Source organism: Spiroplasma endosymbiont of Nephrotoma flavescens (assembly GCF_964030835.1).
Classification (GTDB): Bacteria; Bacillota_I; Bacilli_A; order Mycoplasmatales; family Nriv7; genus Nriv7.
The window spans coordinates 275,047-295,787 of record NZ_OZ034982.1 but is presented as its reverse complement, the minus strand read 5'-3'; the positions used below and the strand labels follow the sequence as shown (position 1 = coordinate 295,787).

At 27.2% G+C, this 20,741-nt stretch carries 32 protein-coding genes and 1 tRNA gene; 10 read left to right on the top strand and 23 right to left on the bottom strand.

Annotation, left to right across the window (positions count from 1 at the left end; all coding sequences use genetic code 4):
* Nucleotides 1-22 precede the first annotated feature (22 nt).
* The 21 genes from rplF to AAHN02_RS01660 form a co-directional block, all read right to left on the bottom strand.
* Nucleotides 23-565, bottom strand: a complete 543-nt coding sequence (gene rplF / locus AAHN02_RS01755) for a 50S ribosomal protein L6 (protein ID WP_342277963.1) — start codon at nt 563-565, stop codon at nt 23-25.
* An 11-nt stretch (nt 566-576) separates the two neighbouring features.
* Entirely contained in the window at nt 577-978 is a 402-nt protein-coding gene (gene rpsH / locus AAHN02_RS01750; RefSeq protein WP_342189627.1) for a 30S ribosomal protein S8, read from the bottom strand.
* Nucleotides 979-995: 17 nt separating this feature from the next.
* Nucleotides 996-1,181: a type Z 30S ribosomal protein S14 gene (locus AAHN02_RS01745; protein WP_338968263.1), complete on the bottom strand. Its 186-nt coding sequence runs from the start codon at nt 1,179-1,181 to the stop codon at nt 996-998.
* Between the two features lie 16 nt (nt 1,182-1,197).
* The gene (gene rplE / locus AAHN02_RS01740; RefSeq protein WP_375315738.1) at nt 1,198-1,737 is read right to left on the bottom strand and encodes a 50S ribosomal protein L5; all 540 of its coding nucleotides are present in this window, start codon (nt 1,735-1,737) and stop codon (nt 1,198-1,200) included.
* A gap of 19 nt (nt 1,738-1,756) precedes the next feature.
* On the bottom strand, nt 1,757-2,068 hold the full coding sequence (rplX, locus tag AAHN02_RS01735; protein WP_338968264.1) for a 50S ribosomal protein L24: 312 nt from the start codon (nt 2,066-2,068) through the stop codon (nt 1,757-1,759).
* A gap of 1 nt (nt 2,069) precedes the next feature.
* Nucleotides 2,070-2,438 (bottom strand): 50S ribosomal protein L14, encoded by a 369-nt coding sequence (gene rplN, locus AAHN02_RS01730; RefSeq protein WP_338968266.1) that lies wholly within the window; start codon nt 2,436-2,438, stop codon nt 2,070-2,072.
* 17 nt (nt 2,439-2,455) lie between these two features.
* Nucleotides 2,456-2,719, bottom strand: a complete 264-nt coding sequence (gene rpsQ / locus AAHN02_RS01725) for a 30S ribosomal protein S17 (RefSeq protein WP_338968268.1) — start codon at nt 2,717-2,719, stop codon at nt 2,456-2,458.
* Nucleotides 2,703-3,269: a 50S ribosomal protein L29 gene (gene rpmC / locus AAHN02_RS01720; protein ID WP_342189630.1), complete on the bottom strand. Its 567-nt coding sequence runs from the start codon at nt 3,267-3,269 to the stop codon at nt 2,703-2,705. Before rpmC ends, rpsQ begins: the two co-directional genes overlap by 17 nt.
* Nucleotides 3,269-3,751, bottom strand: coding sequence for a 50S ribosomal protein L16 (gene rplP / locus AAHN02_RS01715; protein ID WP_338968271.1), 483 nt, complete (start codon nt 3,749-3,751; stop codon nt 3,269-3,271). Before rplP ends, rpmC begins: the two co-directional genes overlap by 1 nt.
* A 2-nt stretch (nt 3,752-3,753) precedes the next feature.
* Nucleotides 3,754-4,431, bottom strand: coding sequence for a 30S ribosomal protein S3 (gene rpsC / locus AAHN02_RS01710; RefSeq protein ID WP_342277962.1), 678 nt, complete (start codon nt 4,429-4,431; stop codon nt 3,754-3,756).
* Nucleotides 4,431-4,778: a 50S ribosomal protein L22 gene (rplV, locus tag AAHN02_RS01705; RefSeq protein WP_338968274.1), complete on the bottom strand. Its 348-nt coding sequence runs from the start codon at nt 4,776-4,778 to the stop codon at nt 4,431-4,433. The genes rpsC and rplV overlap by 1 nt, the downstream gene beginning before the upstream one ends.
* 15 nt (nt 4,779-4,793) lie before the next feature.
* Entirely contained in the window at nt 4,794-5,066 is a 273-nt protein-coding gene (rpsS, locus tag AAHN02_RS01700; RefSeq protein WP_342277961.1) for a 30S ribosomal protein S19, read from the bottom strand.
* Between the two features lie 30 nt (nt 5,067-5,096).
* Complete coding sequence (gene rplB / locus AAHN02_RS01695) at nt 5,097-5,933, bottom strand: 50S ribosomal protein L2 (protein ID WP_342277960.1); 837 nt, start codon at nt 5,931-5,933, stop codon at nt 5,097-5,099.
* A gap of 18 nt (nt 5,934-5,951) precedes the next feature.
* Nucleotides 5,952-6,239 carry a 50S ribosomal protein L23 gene (rplW, locus tag AAHN02_RS01690; RefSeq protein ID WP_342277959.1) on the bottom strand — a complete coding sequence of 96 codons (288 nt, stop codon included), beginning with the start codon at nt 6,237-6,239 and terminating at the stop codon, nt 5,952-5,954.
* Nucleotides 6,239-6,865: a 50S ribosomal protein L4 gene (gene rplD, locus AAHN02_RS01685; RefSeq protein WP_342277958.1), complete on the bottom strand. Its 627-nt coding sequence runs from the start codon at nt 6,863-6,865 to the stop codon at nt 6,239-6,241. The genes rplW and rplD overlap by 1 nt, the downstream gene beginning before the upstream one ends.
* Before the next feature lie 19 nt (nt 6,866-6,884).
* A complete protein-coding gene (gene rplC, locus AAHN02_RS01680) occupies nt 6,885-7,592 on the bottom strand; it encodes a 50S ribosomal protein L3 (protein WP_338968283.1) in 708 nt (235 codons plus the stop codon).
* Nucleotides 7,593-7,669: 77 nt separating this feature from the next.
* Nucleotides 7,670-7,987, bottom strand: coding sequence for a 30S ribosomal protein S10 (rpsJ, locus tag AAHN02_RS01675; protein WP_215825743.1), 318 nt, complete (start codon nt 7,985-7,987; stop codon nt 7,670-7,672).
* Nucleotides 7,988-8,422: 435 nt separating this feature from the next.
* Complete coding sequence (locus AAHN02_RS01670; protein ID WP_342277391.1) at nt 8,423-9,367, bottom strand: IS30 family transposase; 945 nt, start codon at nt 9,365-9,367, stop codon at nt 8,423-8,425.
* Nucleotides 9,368-9,457: 90 nt separating this feature from the next.
* Nucleotides 9,458-9,607 (bottom strand): helix-turn-helix domain-containing protein, encoded by a 150-nt coding sequence (locus tag AAHN02_RS01665; protein ID WP_342277390.1) that lies wholly within the window; start codon nt 9,605-9,607, stop codon nt 9,458-9,460.
* A gap of 673 nt (nt 9,608-10,280) precedes the next feature.
* Nucleotides 10,281-10,379, bottom strand: coding sequence for an HNH endonuclease (locus tag AAHN02_RS06400; protein WP_425289502.1), 99 nt, complete (start codon nt 10,377-10,379; stop codon nt 10,281-10,283).
* Between the two features lie 24 nt (nt 10,380-10,403).
* A complete protein-coding gene (locus AAHN02_RS01660; protein WP_342277957.1) occupies nt 10,404-10,544 on the bottom strand; it encodes a hypothetical protein in 141 nt (46 codons plus the stop codon).
* A gap of 148 nt (nt 10,545-10,692) precedes the next feature.
* Between AAHN02_RS01660 and AAHN02_RS01655 the strand changes: the two genes are divergently transcribed.
* The 8 genes from AAHN02_RS01655 to AAHN02_RS01620 all read left to right on the top strand — a co-directional run bounded on the left by AAHN02_RS01655 (nt 10,693) and on the right by AAHN02_RS01620 (nt 17,582).
* Entirely contained in the window at nt 10,693-11,049 is a 357-nt protein-coding gene (locus AAHN02_RS01655; RefSeq protein ID WP_342277956.1) for a helix-turn-helix domain-containing protein, read from the top strand.
* Nucleotides 11,050-11,129: 80 nt separating this feature from the next.
* Entirely contained in the window at nt 11,130-12,074 is a 945-nt protein-coding gene (locus AAHN02_RS01650) for an IS30 family transposase (RefSeq protein ID WP_342277955.1), read from the top strand.
* Nucleotides 12,075-12,502: 428 nt separating this feature from the next.
* Nucleotides 12,503-13,912 (top strand): hypothetical protein, encoded by a 1,410-nt coding sequence (locus AAHN02_RS01645; RefSeq protein ID WP_342277954.1) that lies wholly within the window; start codon nt 12,503-12,505, stop codon nt 13,910-13,912.
* On the top strand, nt 13,891-14,205 hold the full coding sequence (locus AAHN02_RS01640; protein WP_342277953.1) for a hypothetical protein: 315 nt from the start codon (nt 13,891-13,893) through the stop codon (nt 14,203-14,205). Before AAHN02_RS01645 ends, AAHN02_RS01640 begins: the two co-directional genes overlap by 22 nt.
* Entirely contained in the window at nt 14,094-15,104 is a 1,011-nt protein-coding gene (locus tag AAHN02_RS01635) for a hypothetical protein (protein ID WP_342277952.1), read from the top strand. The genes AAHN02_RS01640 and AAHN02_RS01635 overlap by 112 nt, the downstream gene beginning before the upstream one ends.
* 130 nt (nt 15,105-15,234) lie before the next feature.
* Nucleotides 15,235-15,309: transfer RNA gene (locus tag AAHN02_RS01630), tRNA-Trp, on the top strand.
* 322 nt (nt 15,310-15,631) lie between these two features.
* Nucleotides 15,632-16,576 carry an IS30 family transposase gene (locus tag AAHN02_RS01625; RefSeq protein ID WP_338966716.1) on the top strand — a complete coding sequence of 315 codons (945 nt, stop codon included), beginning with the start codon at nt 15,632-15,634 and terminating at the stop codon, nt 16,574-16,576.
* A gap of 265 nt (nt 16,577-16,841) precedes the next feature.
* On the top strand, nt 16,842-17,582 hold the full coding sequence (locus AAHN02_RS01620; protein ID WP_342277951.1) for an ECF transporter S component: 741 nt from the start codon (nt 16,842-16,844) through the stop codon (nt 17,580-17,582).
* A gap of 46 nt (nt 17,583-17,628) precedes the next feature.
* Here the strand turns inward: AAHN02_RS01620 and AAHN02_RS01615 are convergent, their stop codons facing one another.
* Nucleotides 17,629-18,597 carry a hypothetical protein gene (locus tag AAHN02_RS01615; RefSeq protein WP_342277950.1) on the bottom strand — a complete coding sequence of 323 codons (969 nt, stop codon included), beginning with the start codon at nt 18,595-18,597 and terminating at the stop codon, nt 17,629-17,631.
* A gap of 32 nt (nt 18,598-18,629) precedes the next feature.
* Nucleotides 18,630-19,574, bottom strand: coding sequence for an IS30 family transposase (locus AAHN02_RS01610; protein ID WP_338966716.1), 945 nt, complete (start codon nt 19,572-19,574; stop codon nt 18,630-18,632).
* A gap of 58 nt (nt 19,575-19,632) precedes the next feature.
* Here AAHN02_RS01610 and AAHN02_RS01605 point away from each other — a divergent pair, with 58 nt between their 5' ends.
* On the top strand, nt 19,633-19,758 hold the full coding sequence (locus tag AAHN02_RS01605) for a hypothetical protein (RefSeq protein ID WP_342277949.1): 126 nt from the start codon (nt 19,633-19,635) through the stop codon (nt 19,756-19,758).
* A 641-nt stretch (nt 19,759-20,399) separates the two neighbouring features.
* Nucleotides 20,400-20,723, top strand: coding sequence for a hypothetical protein (locus AAHN02_RS01600; RefSeq protein WP_342277948.1), 324 nt, complete (start codon nt 20,400-20,402; stop codon nt 20,721-20,723).
* The last annotated feature ends 18 nt before the right edge of the window (nt 20,724-20,741 follow it).

Here is a 20,741-nt window from a genome sequence, read left to right as displayed (position 1 = left end):
TGAAAGTAATCTAGACTATTGTCTATTTACCTGCTGATTTCCCTTCCTTACGAATAATGTATTCATTATCATATTGAATTCCTTTACCTTTGTACGGGTCTATTCGTCGAAAAGCACAAATATTGGCTGCTACTTGTCCAACTAATTCTTTACTAATTCCTGAAACAATAAGTTCTGTTGGTTTAGGGCAAACAACTGTTACTCCTTCAGGGATAGTATATTGAATCGGATGTGAAAACCCTAAACTTAAATTTAGTTTATCACCCTGAATATTAGCACGATATCCCACCCCATTAATTAATAATCTTTTACTAAAACCAGTAGTAACACCTGTTAACATTCCTTCTAACAATGAATTAGTAGTTCCATGTAATTGCTTAGTATGTTTTTGTTCATTCGGTCTGATAGTTTTAATCGTTTGGTTTTCAACGAAAATAGTAATTTTTTGTGGTAATTGTTTATTGAGTGTTCCTTTAGGTCCTTTAATAATTATGATATTATTTTTTGCAACATTTATTTCAACGCCATCTTGTACAGATAGAATGCGATTACCAATTCTTGACATAATTTATCACCCTATCAAACAAAGGCAAGAACTTCGCCACCTAAACGATTTTCTCTTGCTTTTGCATCAGTCATAACTCCAAGTGATGTCGAAATAATTGCAATTCCTAAACCATTTAAAACCTTTGGAATCTCACTATTTTTAACATATACTCTAAGACCTGGCTTAGATATTCTCTTTAAACCTCAAATTACCCTTTGACTTGCTTTATATTTTAATAAAATATCAATTTTACTATGAGTTCCATCTTTGGATTTCTCATTAATTTTAAAATCGGTAATATACCCTTCTTCTTTCAGAATTTGAGCAATTTGCAATTTTATATTAGAATTCGGAATGCTTACCTTTTTAAATTGTCGCTGGTTAGCATTGCGAATTCTTGTTAGCATATCGCTAATTGGATCTGTCATCATATTTTACTAACTACCTCCTATCATGAAGCTTTCTTAAGCCCAGGGATTTGCCCTTTATTGCCAAATTCACGAATACATATACGACATAATTGAAACTTTTTTAATACTGACTTTGGTCGGCCACAATTTTGACAACGAGTGTATGCGCGAACTGCAAACTTAGGAGTTTTTAATTGTTTTACTTTTAGTGATTTTTTTGCCATCAGTTTCTTTCCTCTCCTATTTCTTAAATGGTGCACCCATTTTTTTTAGTAAAGAAAATGATTCATTTTGATTATTACTAGACATTACAATAGTAATACTCATTCCTCTTGTTTTTACAACTTTGTCGTAATCAATTTCAGGAAAAATCAATTGTTCTTTAATTCCTAATGTGTAGTTACCCTGTTTATCAAAACCAGCTTTATTTAAACCACGAAAATCACGAACCCGAGGTAAATTAATATTAAATAATTTATAAAGAAAGTCATACATTTTAGTACCCCGTAAAGTTACTTTACACCCAATTGGCATTCCTTCTCGTAACTTAAAACCAGCAATTGATTTTTTTGCTCTAGTTATTACTGGTTTTTGTCCGGTAATTAAGTACAATTCTTGCATTACTATTTCAATATTTTTACTGTTACTAACAGCATCACCAATACCAACATTAACAACTACTTTGATAATTTTAGAAACTTGCATTGTAGAAGTAAAATTATATTCTTGCATCATTTCCTGAATAATTCCATCTTGATATTGTTTTTGTAAATAATTCATCAAATTTTAACTCCTTCAATTAAATTCTTGTCTTGGTTTTACGAGCAATCCGATATTTTTTACCATCTTTAATCTCATAACCAATTTTAGTTGTTTTAGTTTTATCTTTACTATCTAGTAAAGCAACATTGGAAAGATGAATGCTTGCAGGAATTTCTTTAATTCCCCCTTCATCATTTTGGGTTGGTTTTTGGTTTTTTTTAATTGTAATGCCTTCAATTTCCACACGAAGTTTTTTCTTTAAAATATTAGTAACTGGTCCTTTAAAACCACGGTGTTTACCAGCAATAACTAATACTTGGTCACCTTTTTTAATTTTTATTTTTATCATCTTATATCACCTCAGTTGCTAAAGAAGCAATTTTATTAAATCCTGCTTCTTTTACTTCTCTAGCAATCGGACCAAAAATTCTTGTTCCTCTTGGCATTTTATCATCTCTAATAAGAACAGCTGCATTTTCCGAAAACTTAATATATGTACCATCACTTCTGCGAACAGCTTTTTTAGTACGAACAATAACAGCTTTAACAACTTGTCCCTTTTTAACAGTTCCCCCCGGTGTTGCTTGTTTAACTGAACAAACAATAACATCACCAACACTTGTAAATTTACGAACCGAACCACCTAAGTTCCGAATTACTAAAATTACTTTTGCTCCTGTATTATCAGCGACCCTTAATTGAGACTCAGTTTGAATCATAATCTATACTTCCTTTTCTATAAAATAATTGCTTTTTCAACAATTTTTACTAAACGAAAGCGTTTAGTTGCTGATAATGGTCTTGTTTCCATAATTAAAACACGATCACCCTCTTGGGAAGAATTGTCTTGATCATGAGCTTTAAACTTTTTTGAATATTTAACGCGTTTTTTATATATCGGATCATTTTTATATGTTTCTACTAAAACAGTAATTGTCTTCTCCATTTTACTAGAAACAACAATACCCGTATAAACTTTACGGTTATTTCTTTCCATCATTATCGCCTCGCTTTTCATCAGTTTTTGTATTAGGGGTTATTGTTGCTGCTTTAGATTTAGTAACTTTTGCTGTTTTAACACTAGATTCTTTACTATCTTTACTTGTTATCGGCTTAGAAGCTTTCTTTTCTTCCATAACTGGTGCTCCACCATCTTTAACTTTTTTAATTTCCTTTGCCACTAATTTTTGATTTTCCAGTTCAATTTGTTCAGTAACAACATCATCTTGCTTTTCAACAACTAATTTCTTTTCTTTAAGTTTTGCTTTCTCTTCAACAACTTTAGTTTTTTGATCAATTTCTTTTTGTAATGTTTCAGAAATAATAACTTTTTGTTGATTCAATGGTTTAACAACTTCACCAGCATCTTTTCTCATTTGTAAATGCGTTAATATTCTAGCAACTTCTCTTCGTAATTCTTTAATCCGATGAGGCTTTTCTAATTGTCCAGTTGCTGATTGAAATCTTAAGGCAAACAATTCTGCTTTTAATTCTTCAGCACGATGTTGTAAATCATTAATGCTTTTATCTTTAAATATCTTCTTTGCCATTATTCTTCACCTCGTTTAACGATTTTACATCTGATTGGCAATTTATGCATTGCCAATCTTAATGCCTCTCTTGCTACTTCTTCAGTAACACCAGCAACTTCAAACATAATTCGTCCTTTTTTAACAACAGCAACAAACTCTTCAGGAGACCCTTTTCCAGAACCCATTCGCACTTCAAGTGGCTTTTTAGTTTTCGCCATCTGCGGAAAAATATTAATTCAAACTTTTCCGCCTCGTTTCATATATCTTGTCGCTGCAATTCTTGCTGCTTCAATTTGTTTTGAAGTAATTCAAAGACCTTGTAATTCAGGTTTTTTTTGTACTTGATCAGTATTGACAACAATACTTCTTTTAGGCATAACTAATTTGCCAACTGCTTGTAATCCATATTCACCAAACGAAACCTTAGTTCCTCTTGTTGCTTTGCCTTCATAAGAAACACGATGCGGACGGCGATATTTAGTTCGTTTTGGCATTAACATAATTACTTCGCCTCCTTAACAGAATTTTTCTTTTCTGATAAAATTTCACCCTTATAAATTCAAACCTTAATTCCAATCAAACCATAAGTTGTTAACGCTGATGCTTTAGCATAATCAATATCACTTCGCAAAGTTGCCAAGGGAACACTTCCTTCAGCATAACCCTCACTACGAGCCATATCAACACCGCCAAGTCTTCCCGACACTAAAGTTTTAATTCCCTTCGCTCCAGCTTTCATTGCTTTACGGATTGCTAATTTTTGTATCGTTCTAAACGATGCCCGATTAACAATTTGTTGCGCCATATTTTCAGCAACAAGTTGGGCATTCAAATCAGAAACTTTGATATCAACAACATTAATCTTAATGTCTAATTTACTATTAGTTGTCAAACCAATTGCGCGCCGAATAGCTTTAATAATATTTTCAATATTTGAACCTTCTTGTCCTAAGACAACACCCGGACGCGAAGAATGAATGAACAGCGTAATATTTTCTTTCGTGCGTTCAATTTCAACTTTAGCAATTGCTGCATTTTTCCATTTTTTCAAAATTACTTTACGAATTTTAATATCAGAATGTAATCAATTAGCAAAATTTTTATCTTTAGCATATCATCTTGAGTCTCAGTCTTTATTAATACCAAGTCGTAATCCATGTGGACTTGCCTTTTGCCCCATTATTGATTACCTCCCTTTTTGTCTGTTACGACAATTGTAATGTGACTAGTTCTTTTTAATATTTTATAAGCTTGTCCATGATCTGATGGTCGAAACCGTTTTAAAGTTGCACCCTCACTCACTAAAACCTCTTTAATTAATAACGCATCCCCATCCATCGCATAATTATTTACCGCATTAGCAATAGCCGATTTTAGAAGTTTAAGTACTGGCTCACTAGCTTTTTTATTAGTATTCATTAAAATCGCTAAAGCATCAGTAACTGGTTTTCTTCTTATTAATTCAGCAATTAATTGCACCTTTCTGGGGGCAATTCTAATTGTTCTTAAAATAGCTTTTGCTTCCATATTTTAAACTCCTTACTATTTCTTCTTCTTATCATTTCCGTGCCCACCAAACGATCTTGTTGGTGCAAATTCACCAAATTTATGACCAACCATATCTTCAGTTACAAAAACCGGAACATGCCTTCTACCATCATGAACAGCAACTGTATGATTAATGAAGGCAGGAGAAATAGTAGAGCGACGCGATCAAGTTTTCATTACTTCTCTTTTATTATTACTATTCAACAACTCAACTTTTTTCAATAAATGTGACGCAATATATGGTCCTTTTTTTAATGATCTTCCCATCCTTAACCATTTCCTTTCATAAGCATTACCCTATTTTTTCTTTCTTCTAATAATTAATTTTGTTGAAGCCTTACGAGGATTACGAGTTTTCATCCCCAATGTCTTCTTACCTCAAGGTGTTACAGGAGCTACTCTTCCAATCGGCGCTTTTCCTTCACCACCACCATGTGGATGATCATTAGGATTCATAACTGAACCTCTAACCGTCGGACGAATTCCTCTTCAACGATTTCTTCCAGCTTTTCCTCAATTAACTAAGTTCCGATCTTCATTACCAACTTCACCAATTGTTGCTCGACAAGATGCTAATATCTTGCGAACCTCACCAGAATTTAAACGAATCGTAACATAACGACCACTTTCATCTTTTCCTAATAATTGAGCACTAGTTCCCGCGCTTCTAGCTAATTGGCCACCTTTTAAAGGTCGCAATTCAATATTATGAACTACTGTCCCCTCAGGCATTTTTCCCATTGGCATATTATTACCAACTTTAATATCCACCAGCGGACCACTAACAATTTCCATTCCCACTTCAAGAGTTTTAGGTGCTAAAATATATCTTTTTTCACCATCAAGATAATTAACTAATGAAATAAACGCATTACGATTAGGATCATACTCAATACTTGCTACTTTACCAATAATATTGTCTTTATCGCGTTTAAAATCAATAATACGATATTTTCTTTTATGACCGCCACCTTTATGACGCGTAGTAATAATTCCCCGATTATTCCGACCAAATTTCCTATTTAATGTAGTTAATAACGATTTCTCTGGTTTATCAGTTGTTAAAACTGAATAATCAAGAGTTGTCATATTACGACGACCATTAGTAACTGGTTTATATTTCTTTATTGCCATAACTCTTACTCCTTAATATTATTCGTTATTAAATAACTCTAATTTTTCACCTGGTTTTAAAGTAAAAATCGCTCTTTTACTAGCATTAGTTAATCCTTCAAACCGTCCCATTTTTTTAGCTTTCGTTTTCTTTTTAATAATATTTACCTTAAGAACTTTTACTTCAAAAATAGTTTCAAATGCTTTTTTAATTTGTGTCTTATTAGCCTTATAATTAACTTCAAAAGTATATTTACCATCAACATTAATTTTTAAATATGACTTTTCTGTTAAGACTGGCTTTTTAATTACTTCGGTAATATGCATTATGCCAATACCCCCTCAATGTTTACTAACGCCTCTAAAGTTATTAATAACTTATTAGCGTGCAATAAATCATAAATATTTAAACTACTAGCAGCAATGACATTAAATTTTGCAATATTACTTGCTGATTTAACAATCATTTCATCAGCTACTTTAGTAATTAATAATGTTTTATTATCCACTAACTTTAAATTTTGACAAATTTGTAAAACTGCCTTTGTTGAATATTTTTCTAAACTAATAGTATCAACAATAATAAGTTCATTATTTTGTGCTTTTAAAGATAACGCCGATTTTAATGCTAACTTTCTTACTTTCCGATTAACATGCAATTTATAATTTTTCTCAACTGTCGGACCAAATACAATTCCCCCACCTTTTCATTGTGGCGAACGAATTGAACCTTGTCTGGCTCGGCCTGTTCCCTTTTGCTTTCATGGTTTTTTACCACCACCCCTAACTTCACCACGAGTTTTAGTTTGATGTGTTCCCTGTCTTCAAGACGCTTGTTGAGCAATTGTCGCATCAAACATTGCTTGTTGATGAGGCGTAATATTTCAAACTTTCTCATTTAAACTAACATCTTTAACAACATTACCATTAATATCTAATACTTGTAACTTCATCATTTTTTCTCCTTAATAATTATGCTGCTGGGGCAACGCTACTAACATCTACTGTAGTAGTTTCAACAGGTGGTTGATTGTTAACTAAATTTGGTGGTGTTTTTGTTTTTAAGCCCTTAATCGCTTCAGTAATAACAACAAACTGTTTTTTAGGTCCTGGAATTGAACCTTTAACTAATAGCGCATTCTTAGCAACATCAATATGAATTACTTGCAAATTTTGCATTGTAACTTGTTGATGTCCCATTCTTCCTGGCATCTTTTTTCCTTTAAAAATTCGGTTCGGAGCAATCGCACCCATTGAACCAATTTCACGATGAAATCCAGAACCATGAGCCATCGGCCCTCTTGAATAATTATGGCGTTTAATAACTCCTGCAAAGCCTTTACCCTTGCTAATGGCTCGCACATCCACTAATTCACCAGGAGTGAAAATATCACAATTAATAATATCTCCCATATTAAACCCTGACATTTCACGAATCTCTTTACTAAACCTTTTCGGAGTTGTCTGAGCTCTTTTAAAATGTCCTGTCAATGGTTTATTAACTAAATTAGCTCTTTTATCTTCTACCGCTAATTGCAACGAAGTATAACCATTTTTTTCTGCTGTTTTAACATCAGTAACAACATTAGGTTGCACTTCAATAACTGTTACGGGAATTATCTTTCCTTCAACAGTAAAGACCTGACTCATAGCAATTTTTCTGCCTAAAATTCCTTTCATAAGAATTTTACCGTCCTTTCCAACTTATCATTATTGTGTATATCATTGCCTTTTAAAATATATTTCTAAAAGGTTGACTAGGTAATTGCATTTAATTTAATCTCAATATCCACACCACTCGGTAGTTGTAATCTTGATAAACTATTTACAGTTTTTGGCGTTGGATTAATAATATCAACGATTCTATTATGAGTTCGAATTTCAAACTGTTCACGAGCATCTTTATGTTTATGAACAGATCGTAAAACAGTATAAATTTCTCTTTTGGTTGGCAAAGGAATCGGTCCCTTAACTTTTGCTCCCGTCAATTGCGCTGCTTGAACAATTTTAAAAATTGACTGGTCAACAGTTTTGCTATCATAACCACATAAACGAATTCTAATTTTTTGAGCCATAACACGGTCTCCTTCCTGAATTAAAAATTACTTTTACTACAACGCTTCTTGGCGTATCAATAATGGTACATATAATATACACAATTAAATATTATACACTATTCCTTAGCAATTACAAATATATTTAACACGCTGGGGCGCATAAAGTTTTGTTAGGTGGGTAAAGATTTGAATAATTTTGAAAGAAAAGCAACTAAAAATTTATTACCTTTTTACTTGAAAAATAATTAATAAAACAAAATATTTAATATTAACAAACATATTCTTAATAAAAGGTTATAAAAACTAAGTAAAATGCTTATAAAAACAACATTAAAATAATTTTTTACAACAAAAATCATACATAAGAAATATATACTTAATTTGCATATTGAAATAATTTATAGTAAATGACTATTTTTTCTTTTTTAAGCCAAATTGTAAAGTTAAGTGCAACTAAATTATTTTTCTAACCAAATATTCGATTGGCGAAAGATAATTTAGTATTTTTCTTGGTCTTTGGTTTAAAGACAATATAAATTTATGAACTGCATTTTTAGTAGTGTTTGAAAAATTAAATTTTTTAGGAAATTTTTCTCTAATTAAACCATTAGTATTTTCATTAGTACCTCTTTGTCAAGGTGAATATGCATCAGCAAAATAAATTTTCACATTTAAATTTTTTTCAAGTTGTTGTCAATTAGTAAATTCTTTACCCCTATCAAATGTTATAGTCTTAACAAGATTATTTGGAAGAATTGATAAATAATGACTAATATTTTTGTTAATAACTTTAGTAGTTCTATTTTCAACTAATATTGCTAAAGTAAATCTTGATGTTCTTTCAACTAAAGTTATTAAACATGATTTACTTTTACCTCGTGATGATACTACAGTATCACCTTCTCAATGGCCAAGAGTTATGCGATTATTAACATTTCGTTCTTTAATGGATTTACCATTAAATTTACCCCGATTTTCTTGAGATTTTCGTTTCTTACCTTTTCTTCTTAAATTTTTACTAGTAACCTTTTCAAGTAATCCAGAATAAATTCAATTGTAAATTGTTTTAAAACTAATAATTCATTCTTGATGAAAATTTTTAATTCTGCCATAAATTTGTTCAGGCGATCAACCTAATAATAATTTTTGTTGTACATATTTTACTAATTCTCTATTTTTAAATTTATGAAAATAAACATGTAATTGTTTTCTATTTTCTGCTTTATTTTGTGCAATTAATGAAAAATAATGATTATTATCTTTATTTCTATTAACTTCTCGATTAATAGTACTAATACTTCGATTAAGATTTTTAGCTATTTCACTAATTTTTACTTTAAATTTCAATTGATTCTCAATATAAATTCTTTCATCTATGCCAAGATGTTTGTATCCCATATAAAAACTCCTTAAATTTACTTTTTCTAAAATAAACTTAGCATCATGAAATTTTTATATGAAATCTTTTGCAATTTTATTTACTTGCACTTACAAGTATAATTCAGCTCTATTAACTTCTCGATTAATAGTACTAATACTTCGATTAAGATTTTTAGCTATTTCACTAATTTTTACTTTAAATTTCAATTGATTCTCAATATAAATTCTTTCATCTATGCCAAGATGTTTGTATCCCATATAAAAACTCCTTAAATTTACTTTTTCTAAAATAAACTTAGCATCATGAAATTTTTATATGAAATCTTTTGCAATTTTATTTACTTGCACTTACAAGTATAATTCAGCTTAAAAAATACCTAAGAAAACTAAACGCGACCAACACGCTGAGCATGTAAAGTTTATTGGAGTTATTAGATTATGTTTTGAAAATTAATTCTTATATTTAAGAATTAATTGAAACTATGAGTATTTAACTCATCAGATAACTCATCAGACTTTTATTTTCACAAAAATTATTATAACTGAAAATAATGAATTTTTTTCTAAAATATACATAATTATTTTCATATTTATTCGATATGCTTTTACCATTTTAAAAATATCCATTCAGCAACATTAGGTCATAAAATTATATTTTGATTTTTTAATTTGTATTCATTATGTAAAATTAAGAAAAGTGCAATAAATAAGGAGTATTTTAAATGTCTTGATTACACAGTCTTATTACACAAATTCACTAATGTTTAACATTAGTGAATTGTAAATTATAGTTGTGTAATATCTCTGTCTTACCTTACAAATAAGTTTTCATTTTTTTCTTTGAATTTTTCTTTCACATTTTTTCTCCATTCAATTAATTAAAACAAATTAAAAAATGGCTGTGATAGCCATTTTGTTAAATTTATGTTTATTAGTAGTTTCTTTTATTGCAATTGCACTCAATATGAACAGCTTGTAAATTTGTAATATGGTTGCTTCCTCCTCTAGAAAGCGGAACGATATGATCCACATTCCATGCATATCTACTATTAGGTTAATTGCTTTCATGAGCCACATAAAGTATTGTATCTCGGCAAATACCACATAATTTATGGTTACTAAAACAATCATTTACAGAGCAAAAGCAAGAAAGTGCATTATCTCAAACTTGTAAAATTTTTTCATCTAAATCCATTAGTATCCTCTCCTTTTTAAAATAAATTTGATTTAATTATGCTGAATTATACTTGTAAGTGCAAGTAAATAAAATTGCAAAAGATTTCATATAAAAATTTCATGATGCTAAGTTTATTTTAGAAAAAGTAAATTTAAGGAGTTTTTATATGGGATACAAACATCTTGGCATAGATGAAAGAATTTATATTGAGAATCAATTGAAATTTAAAGTAAAAATTAGTGAAATAGCTAAAAATCTTAATCGAAGTATTAGTACTATTAATCGAGAAGTTAATAGAAATAAAGATAATAATCATTATTTTTCATTAATTGCACAAAATAAAGCAGAAAATAGAAAACAATTACATGTTTATTTTCATAAATTTAAAAATAGAGAATTAGTAAAATATGTACAACAAAAATTACTATTAGGTTGATCGCCTGAACAAATTTATGGCAGAATTAAAAATTTTCATCAAGAATGAATTATTAGTTTGCTGAATTATACTTGTAAGTGCAAGTAAATAAAATTGCAAAAGATTTCATATAAAAATTTCATGATGCTAAGTTTATTTTAGAAAAAGTAAATTTAAGGAGTTTTTATATGGGATACAAACATCTTGGCATAGATGAAAGAATTTATATTGAGAATCAATTGAAATTTAAAGTAAAAATTAGTGAAATAGCTAAAAATCTTAATCGAAGTATTAGTACTATTAATCGAGAAGTTAATAGAAATAAAGATAATAATCATTATTTTTCATTAATTGCACAAAATAAAGCAGAAAATAGAAAACAATTACATGTTTATTTTCATAAATTTAAAAATAGAGAATTAGTAAAATATGTACAACAAAAATTATTATTAGGTTGATCGCCTGAACAAATTTATGGCAGAATTAAAAATTTTCATCAAGAATGAATTATTAGTTTTAAAACAATTTACAATTGAATTTATTCTGGATTACTTGAAAAGGTTACTAGTAAAAATTTAAAAAGAAAAGGTAAGAAACGAAAATCTCAAGAAAATCGGGGTAAATTTAATGGTAAATCCATTAAAGAACGAAATGTTAATAATCGCATAACTCTTGGCCATTGAGAAGGTGATACTGTAGTATCATCACGAGGTAAAAGTAAATCATGTTTAATAACTTTAGTTGAAAGAACATCAAGATTTACTTTAGCAATATTAGTTGAAAATAGAACTACTAAAGTTATTAACAAAAATATTAGTCATTATTTATCAATTCTTCCAAATAATCTTGTTAAGACTATAACATTTGATAGGGGTAAAGAATTTGCTAATTGACAACAACTTGAAAAAAATTTAAATGTGAAAATTTATTTTGCTGATGCATATTCACCTTGACAAAGAGGTACTAATGAAAATACTAATGGTTTAATTAGAGAAAAATTTCCTAAAAAATTTAATTTTTCAAACACTACTAAAAATGCAGTTCATAAATTTATATTGTCTTTAAACCAAAGACCAAGAAAAATACTAAATTATCTTTCGCCAATCGAATATTTGGTTAGAAAAATAATTTAGTTGCACTTAACTTTACAATTTGGCATATAAATAATTTTTAAATCTTTTCTCATTAACAAGGGAACTAAAATTATATTTAACTGTTACAACTCTTATAGAGTTATTGCGAATGTGTAAAGTTATTATCAAAATATCCTTAAAGAAATAACCCAAATTATTTATTTTCAAAAAAGTCTAAAAGTGATTTTGTTAATGAAAAAAAATATCTGCTATAATAATTTTAAATCAACTAAGTTTGGAGTGATGTCATCAAAGATAAATTTTTAGTAACAGTACTAAAAATTTAAATTACGCCGGAGGTATAACTATGAACTCAGACTTATCAATAGTTAAAACAGAACCTAGTATTTGTGACACCGAATTTGAATGAGATACTAACAAAAATATTAGCAAGTTTTTGCAATTCATTAAATTCTCTCAGCAATAATATGACTCATTTTAAAGCATCATTTTTAGATTTTGTAAAAAATGCCGATTCAATATTTTTTCAAGAAAATTCCTTTGAATTACATTTTGAAACTAATTATGTAAAACCATTACAGCATTTACAAACTATCGTTCATCAAGATATTTATGAAAATCTTGATATTACAAAAAGTCAACAAATAAATATCCTTAATTTATTTTTAAACACTGCTTGAAATTTAGAGGACTTATTTATATGAACGGAAAAAGAAATTTCTACATATCAAAAAGAAGGTCAACATCAAAATGCTTTTCTTCCTAAAAAATCACATTTTGTTCAAAATGAAATTAAAAAAATTGAAAAAAGCAGTCATAAAATTAGTGAATTATTAGAAGTACTAACAGGGTTTAATTTAAATATTAAACGACTAATTGAAAAGAAAGTCCATGAAATTAGTAATTCATTCATTGACTCGGCTGAAGCTACTTTAAATAATACCCAATATGGTTTACAACAAAGAGTAGACGCCTACCAAGAAGTAATTAAAGGTCTAACAAACCGTATTAATGATATTGAATTAGAAATAAATCGCGAATTTATTAAAAATCCACAAATGCCCCACAACTATCAAAAAGAACTGCTAAATTTATATCTCATAGCACTTTCTAACTGAGATAAAGTATGTACAAGATTATTAAATATAATTAGTTCTAACACCGGTTATGGAAATGATGACAGTAAAGCAATGAACGATTTAACCCAAGAACTACAACAATATATTTTAGATAAAATTGCTAGCACGCAAACCAATTTAGATAAGATTAGTATTGCCCCTCTATTAGAAAAAATCAGAGATACAATGATGAAATATAATAAACAAAATCATAGTTTATTTTCAGAAATTGTTGATACCTTTGACCACAAAATTAGTGATGAAAATTACCAACAAATTAAAAAAAATTTAGAAAATTTTAAAAAATTCTTAAATAATATCAAAGACGCAACAGTAATAAACAATTTTAAGAAAATTGAAAAAGTTAAAGTTGACTTAATTAACGCTTTGATGTCAGTTAAACATATTATTAGTTCTACTGACAATACTGAATATCAACTAACCGCTTCAGAAATATCAGAAGATGAATTACAACAAAAAAGAAACCAATATTTTAAAGCAATTAAAGATAATTTTAACCAAATTGAAGAAATTTTCTTAAAACTATTTAATAAATATCAAAATGATTTTAATGCTTACGATAAACTTAACTTTACTAGTAAAAACGCTAATATTACAAATAAAGATTTTTGAACCGATGAAACTGAACTCTCAGATTTTGAAGTAAAAATTAATCAAGTAAGTTCTTTTATCAACGAATGAATCGGATACTTTAATAATAAAGATACCGAAAATAAATGATTAAAAGAAAAAAAATAATAGCAGAAAAAAATCAATTAATAAAAGAAAAAGAAAAAATAATAGCAGAAAAAAATAAATTAATAGTAATAAGAGATGAACTAATAACAGAAAACCATAAATTAATAAACGATAAGAATACAACCGAAGAAGAAAAAGAAAAATTAAGAGATAAAAATAAAGAATTAGAAAAAGAAATGTATTGAAAATTCAAAAACTTATTGAAAATTATAATGAAAAAAATTCCCTACCATATAACTTTGCGAAAGGTGAAACCAAAATTAGTGAACTTCAAAACACTGCTGAAAGGATAATACAAATAAAATTTAATAACCTACTAGATAACAGCCGAGCAACTATAGATCCGCACAAACTTCTTTCAGCAGGTAATTTTTTTCATAACGAAGAATTATTTGATTGAAACCAAGAAATTCAAGAAAACTTTATTGTAAAATCAAAAATAACCTTAAAGTTTAATGATGATAATGAATTTGTTGATTACCAATTACCTTACATAAAAGTTATTTTTGATAGTAATCGTTATAATCAAATTAAGCAACAAAAATTAGATTATGAAAAAATAATTACTGATCTTAATAAAAAACTTAAAGAAAATTCAGGTAAGTATGAGAAAGTAACTCATATCGGAAAAAATGAATTTATTAACTATTGATATGATGAAAACGAAAAACAAATATATTATAAAAGTAACAACGAAAAAAGAATCATTGATATCAATATCCCTCAATTAAAAGCACCAAATATCAAAATGGATTCAATTAAAATCAAAGAAGTAAATGTTGGTTATAATACCAATAAAGATTCTATCCATTATGAAAATATTTGAAGTCAAGAAACTAGTCAAGGTATTAAACAACTAAACATCATTAAAAATCATTTTCAACAACAAAAAGCTTTTACAGTAACATGAAATGCTATCCTTAATTATGAAGGTACTGGTTATGTTTGAACTAATGCCTATTCTGGCGATTTAGATTGAGGCAAAGATCAATCGATGGATGAATTCTTTTCTGCTGGGCATGTTAACCATAAAGAATATTTCTATCAAAAAAGCTTTTGATTTAACATTACCTATGAGATAGAAACATTAATTGATGATGAAAATATCAATACACAAATAAAAGATTATGAAAAGTTCATTAATGAAATTAATAAAGAGATTAAAAGTCTTAAAAATATCATTAAATTTTAATATTTAAATAATGTTGTCACATTACGCTAAGAATTATATTCTTAGCGTAATTTTTAATTACTCAATAAATAAAATATATAGATTAATTAAAAAATTAATTAAAACTCCTTTATAATTAAAATATAACATTGAGGGTATAGTTCAATGGTAGAACGTTAGTCTCCAAAACTAAATGTTGTGGGTTCAAGTCCTACTACCCTCGCCAATTATTCACCAGGGCGCATAAAGTTTTGTTAGGTGGGTAAAGATTTGAATAATTTTGAAAGAAAAGCAACTAAAAATTTATTACCTTTTTACTTGAAAAATAATTAATAAAACAAAATATTTAATATTAACAAACATATTCTTAATAAAAGGTTATAAAAACTAAGTAAAATGCTTATGCTGAATTATACTTGTAAGTGCAAGTAAATAAAATTGCTGAATTATACTTGTAAGTGCAAGTAAATAAAATTGCAAAAGATTTCATATAAAAATTTCATGATGCTAAGTTTATTTTAGAAAAAGTAAATTTAAGGAGTTTTTATATGGGATACAAACATCTTGGCATAGATGAAAGAATTTATATTGAGAATCAATTGAAATTTAAAGTAAAAATTAGTGAAATAGCTAAAAATCTTAATCGAAGTATTAGTACTATTAATCGAGAAGTTAATAGAAATAAAGATAATAATCATTATTTTTCATTAATTGCACAAAATAAAGCAGAAAATAGAAAACAATTACATGTTTATTTTCATAAATTTAAAAATAGAGAATTAGTAAAATATGTACAACAAAAATTATTATTAGGTTGATCGCCTGAACAAATTTATGGCAGAATTAAAAATTTTCATCAAGAATGAATTATTAGTTTTAAAACAATTTACAATTGAATTTATTCTGGATTACTTGAAAAGGTTACTAGTAAAAATTTAAGAAGAAAAGGTAAGAAACGAAAATCTCAAGAAAATCGGGGTAAATTTAATGGTAAATCCATTAAAGAACGAAATGTTAATAATCGCATAACTCTTGGCCATTGAGAAGGTGATACTGTAGTATCATCACGAGGTAAAAGTAAATCATGTTTAATAACTTTAGTTGAAAGAACATCAAGATTTACTTTAGCAATATTAGTTGAAAATAGAACTACTAAAGTTATTAACAAAAATATTAGTCATTATTTATCAATTCTTCCAAATAATCTTGTTAAGACTATAACATTTGATAGGGGTAAAGAATTTGCTAATTGACAACAACTTGAAAAAAATTTAAATGTGAAAATTTATTTTGCTGATGCATATTCACCTTGACAAAGAGGTACTAATGAAAATACTAATGGTTTAATTAGAGAAAAATTTCCTAAAAAATTTAATTTTTCAAACACTACTAAAAATGCAGTTCATAAATTTATATTGTCTTTAAACCAAAGACCAAGAAAAATACTAAATTATCTTTCGCCAATCGAATATTTGGTTAGAAAAATAATTTAGTTGCACTTAACTTTACAATTTGGCTTATAAAAACAACATTAAAATAATTTTTTACAACAAAAATCATACATAAGAAATATATACTTAATTTGCATATTGAAATAATTTATAGTAAATGACTATTTTTTCTTTTTTAAAAAATACCTAAGAAAACTAAACGCGACCATTACACCAATTTTAATTGACAATACATATTATCCAATTTATAATTATTATAAATAATTAGTACTAAAAATTATTATCAATTAATATTATGGAGAAAAATATGCTCAAAGAAAAACATATTATATTTAAAATTACCATTTCATCAATGGCATTAGCACTAGCACTAGCATTATCAATGCTAGAAATTCCTATTCCCTTACCTAACTTACCAGCAGCCAACTTTGAAATTGGTGATACCCTAATTTTATTAGTTATTCCATTAATTGGTCCTTGATTTGCAATGCTAATTGGTGCAATTAAACCTTGATTACATATGATAATTCCCCACCACATTGCTCACGGTAATATTGTTGTTAGTGCCACAATGGGAATGATGTTAAATGCTCTTGTTATTGGACTATATTTTCTATTAAACTGAATATGGAAAAGATTATTTCACAAAGAAAACATTTATACTAAATGCACCAGTATTCTTATTTGTTGTTTAGCAACTGCACTATTTGCTGCTGTAAATGCTCAATTGTGAGCTGCTGATGCTTTAGGTTTTCATACACACACTCATCCAATGACAATAAATCCAATAATAATAATTAATAAATGTAAGAATTTTTCTCTTCATGACCCAATCAAAGAAATATCCAAGCAACCACTAAAAACACAAATGCTAATTTTTTATGGCATTTATGGGGTTTTCATTTTTGTAAAATATCTCATCACCTTTGGTGTAATGTTAATTCTGGAAAAGCCAATCTTACGATATGCTGAATCAGCTCACTATTCTTATCACCAACGAGAAAAAGAAAAAGCAGAAGAAAAGAAACAAAAGAAAGTAAATAAATAAAAAATGTAGAATTATGTTGATGTTCATAATTCTACATTTTTAGTTTTTACAAAAACGGATATAAACCGTTACCTTCATCCCACGAATTTGTTCAAGTATCATAACATCTTCATCGTGAACGATTTGATATTAACTGCTTTGTACAATCAGTATAACGAACTTTTACAATATCATGTTTATTATATGTTTTAATATGCTTTTCACTCGGACCCATTTGTTTAACAATTAAACTTTGATCATCTAGTCAACCTTGTCGTCAAAAAACATTAATCCCGTTATTAAAATTATTACTAGCAGTAATCATATATTTTAAAATATCTAACTTTTTTTGACTTATAAATAATGAACCTCAAACATAATATAAATAATTTTTTTTATCCATTTTATCTAAAGCACTATAAGCAAAAAATACACCTTTTAAGGCACTAATAAATAGTTTCCCAGGAATTGGTAAATAATTAACAATCGTTAATAATCCCCCTAATGTTTTTTTAACAATTTCTTTCACATAGCTATCAGAATTATCAATTAATTCTCAATAATTGAAATTTTTTAAAGTTTTAATTCTTGAAAACAATGCCTCTTCTTGGATAAAAGATAAATCATCAAAATTACCAGTTTGAAATATATAATATATCAGCAAATCACAATTATTAATATAAAAATTATAATAATATGCTGTAGTTCAATAACCATCTCAATTTGTTTTAGTTATAATTTTGCGATCTAAATAACGAATCTCGTTAGCCATTAACATTTTAACAATACTTTCATCAAACTCATTTATTAATGGTTCACCAATTTCATCTTTTCAAATGCAATAGGGATTTTTAATAATATTCATATCCGGTGCAATAAATAATTGATTATTTACCTGAAACTGTTTTATTAAAACATCTATTTGGATAAGTTGATTAACAAAATTATTAATCTCAGAAAATTCAATTAAATCTTGATTACTGATTAATTTATAATAATAAGATTGTCGTAGTAATTCTTTACTATTGGTATCCAACTTATTTTGCCAAATTGTAAAGTTAAGTGCAACTAAATTATTTTTCTAACCAAATATTCGATTGGCGAAAGATAATTTAGTATTTTTCTTGGTCTTTGGTTTAAAGACAATATAAATTTATGAACTGCATTTTTAGTAGTGTTTGAAAAATTAAATTTTTTAGGAAATTTTTCTCTAATTAAACCATTAGTATTTTCATTAGTACCTCTTTGTCAAGGTGAATATGCATCAGCAAAATAAATTTTCACATTTAAATTTTTTTCAAGTTGTTGTCAATTAGCAAATTCTTTACCCCTATCAAATGTTATAGTCTTAACAAGATTATTTGGAAGAATTGATAAATAATGACTAATATTTTTGTTAATAACTTTAGTAGTTCTATTTTCAACTAATATTGCTAAAGTAAATCTTGATGTTCTTTCAACTAAAGTTATTAAACATGATTTACTTTTACCTCGTGATGATACTACAGTATCACCTTCTCAATGGCCAAGAGTTATGCGATTATTAACATTTCGTTCTTTAATGGATTTACCATTAAATTTACCCCGATTTTCTTGAGATTTTCGTTTCTTACCTTTTCTTCTTAAATTTTTACTAGTAACCTTTTCAAGTAATCCAGAATAAATTCAATTGTAAATTGTTTTAAAACTAATAATTCATTCTTGATGAAAATTTTTAATTCTGCCATAAATTTGTTCAGGCGATCAACCTAATAATAATTTTTGTTGTACATATTTTACTAATTCTCTATTTTTAAATTTATGAAAATAAACATGTAATTGTTTTCTATTTTCTGCTTTATTTTGTGCAATTAATGAAAAATAATGATTATTATCTTTATTTCTATTAACTTCTCGATTAATAGTACTAATACTTCGATTAAGATTTTTAGCTATTTCACTAATTTTTACTTTAAATTTCAATTGATTCTCAATATAAATTCTTTCATCTATGCCAAGATGTTTGTATCCCATATAAGAACTCCTTAAATTTACTTTTTCTAAAATAAACTTAGCATCATGAAATTTTTATATGAAATCTTTTGCAATTTTATTTACTTGCACTTACAAGTATAATTCAGCATTTCATAAAATAAATCATTTCTTAAAGTCTCAATACTTTTTCAAGTTAAATTTTTATTTTCTTTTTTTAAATTAGAATTAAATACTGGTTTCATATTAGGAATATGATTCATAAAGACTGGCAAAATAATAATTAATAATAATTTTTCCCCCCAACATAAAATTATTCATGTCCTTCCAACTATTAAATAATTTTATTTATCTTTTAATTGTAAATACGCAATATTAAGAGTTAATGCTGGCAAATAAATTAATAAACTTATGATTGAAGTTAAAAGTAACCCTGTTGTCTTTTTTACATAGAAATCCCCCTTAACTAATACCAAAAGAATAGTCATTACCAATGTTACATACATTTAGAACTAGCACTGATAAAGCAAAAAAGCGATATCGCAAATAATTTTTATATATCATTGTCAATAGCACCATTGTTAAAAATGTAGAAACCATATACATATGACAAGATTTTGGTTTCTACAAACTTGCTGTTAATTAATAAATAAATACGAGCTCATTTATTTATTACAAGAAATATAAGGTTAAATTAATATTTATTATTTTTAGTTATGCCTTGTATTTTTTTTGTGCCTTGTTAGTAATAAACTAAGTTAATTAGTAAACTTCGTTTACTAACAAATTTTGTTAAACATAAATGTTTAAAAAAATAAATATTTAACTTAGTTTAATATAACTAAATATTGTAAGGATGGTATGTATATGAGAAATATTGAAAATATTTTTTTAAATACTAAAAAATATCTTTTAAAAGAAACACAAAACGCAATTCTTATTAAAGCACCAGAAATTCCGTGATTTAGTAATCCTATTGGTATTTGATTTTCAAAACGATTTGTTTATAAAGGCAAATATGAAAATTCTATTTGTATTGGAATAATTAGAAATGGTGAGTATCAGTTGGTTTCAGTTAATAAAAAAGAGCAAGAGTCTAATTTGATTATAGGACAAGAATTGTTAAATTTTTTTATTGCTGAAAAAGAGAACGATAAAAAGGATATAAGTTTTAATTATTTTAAAAATTAATTTTAAAGGTGTTTTAAG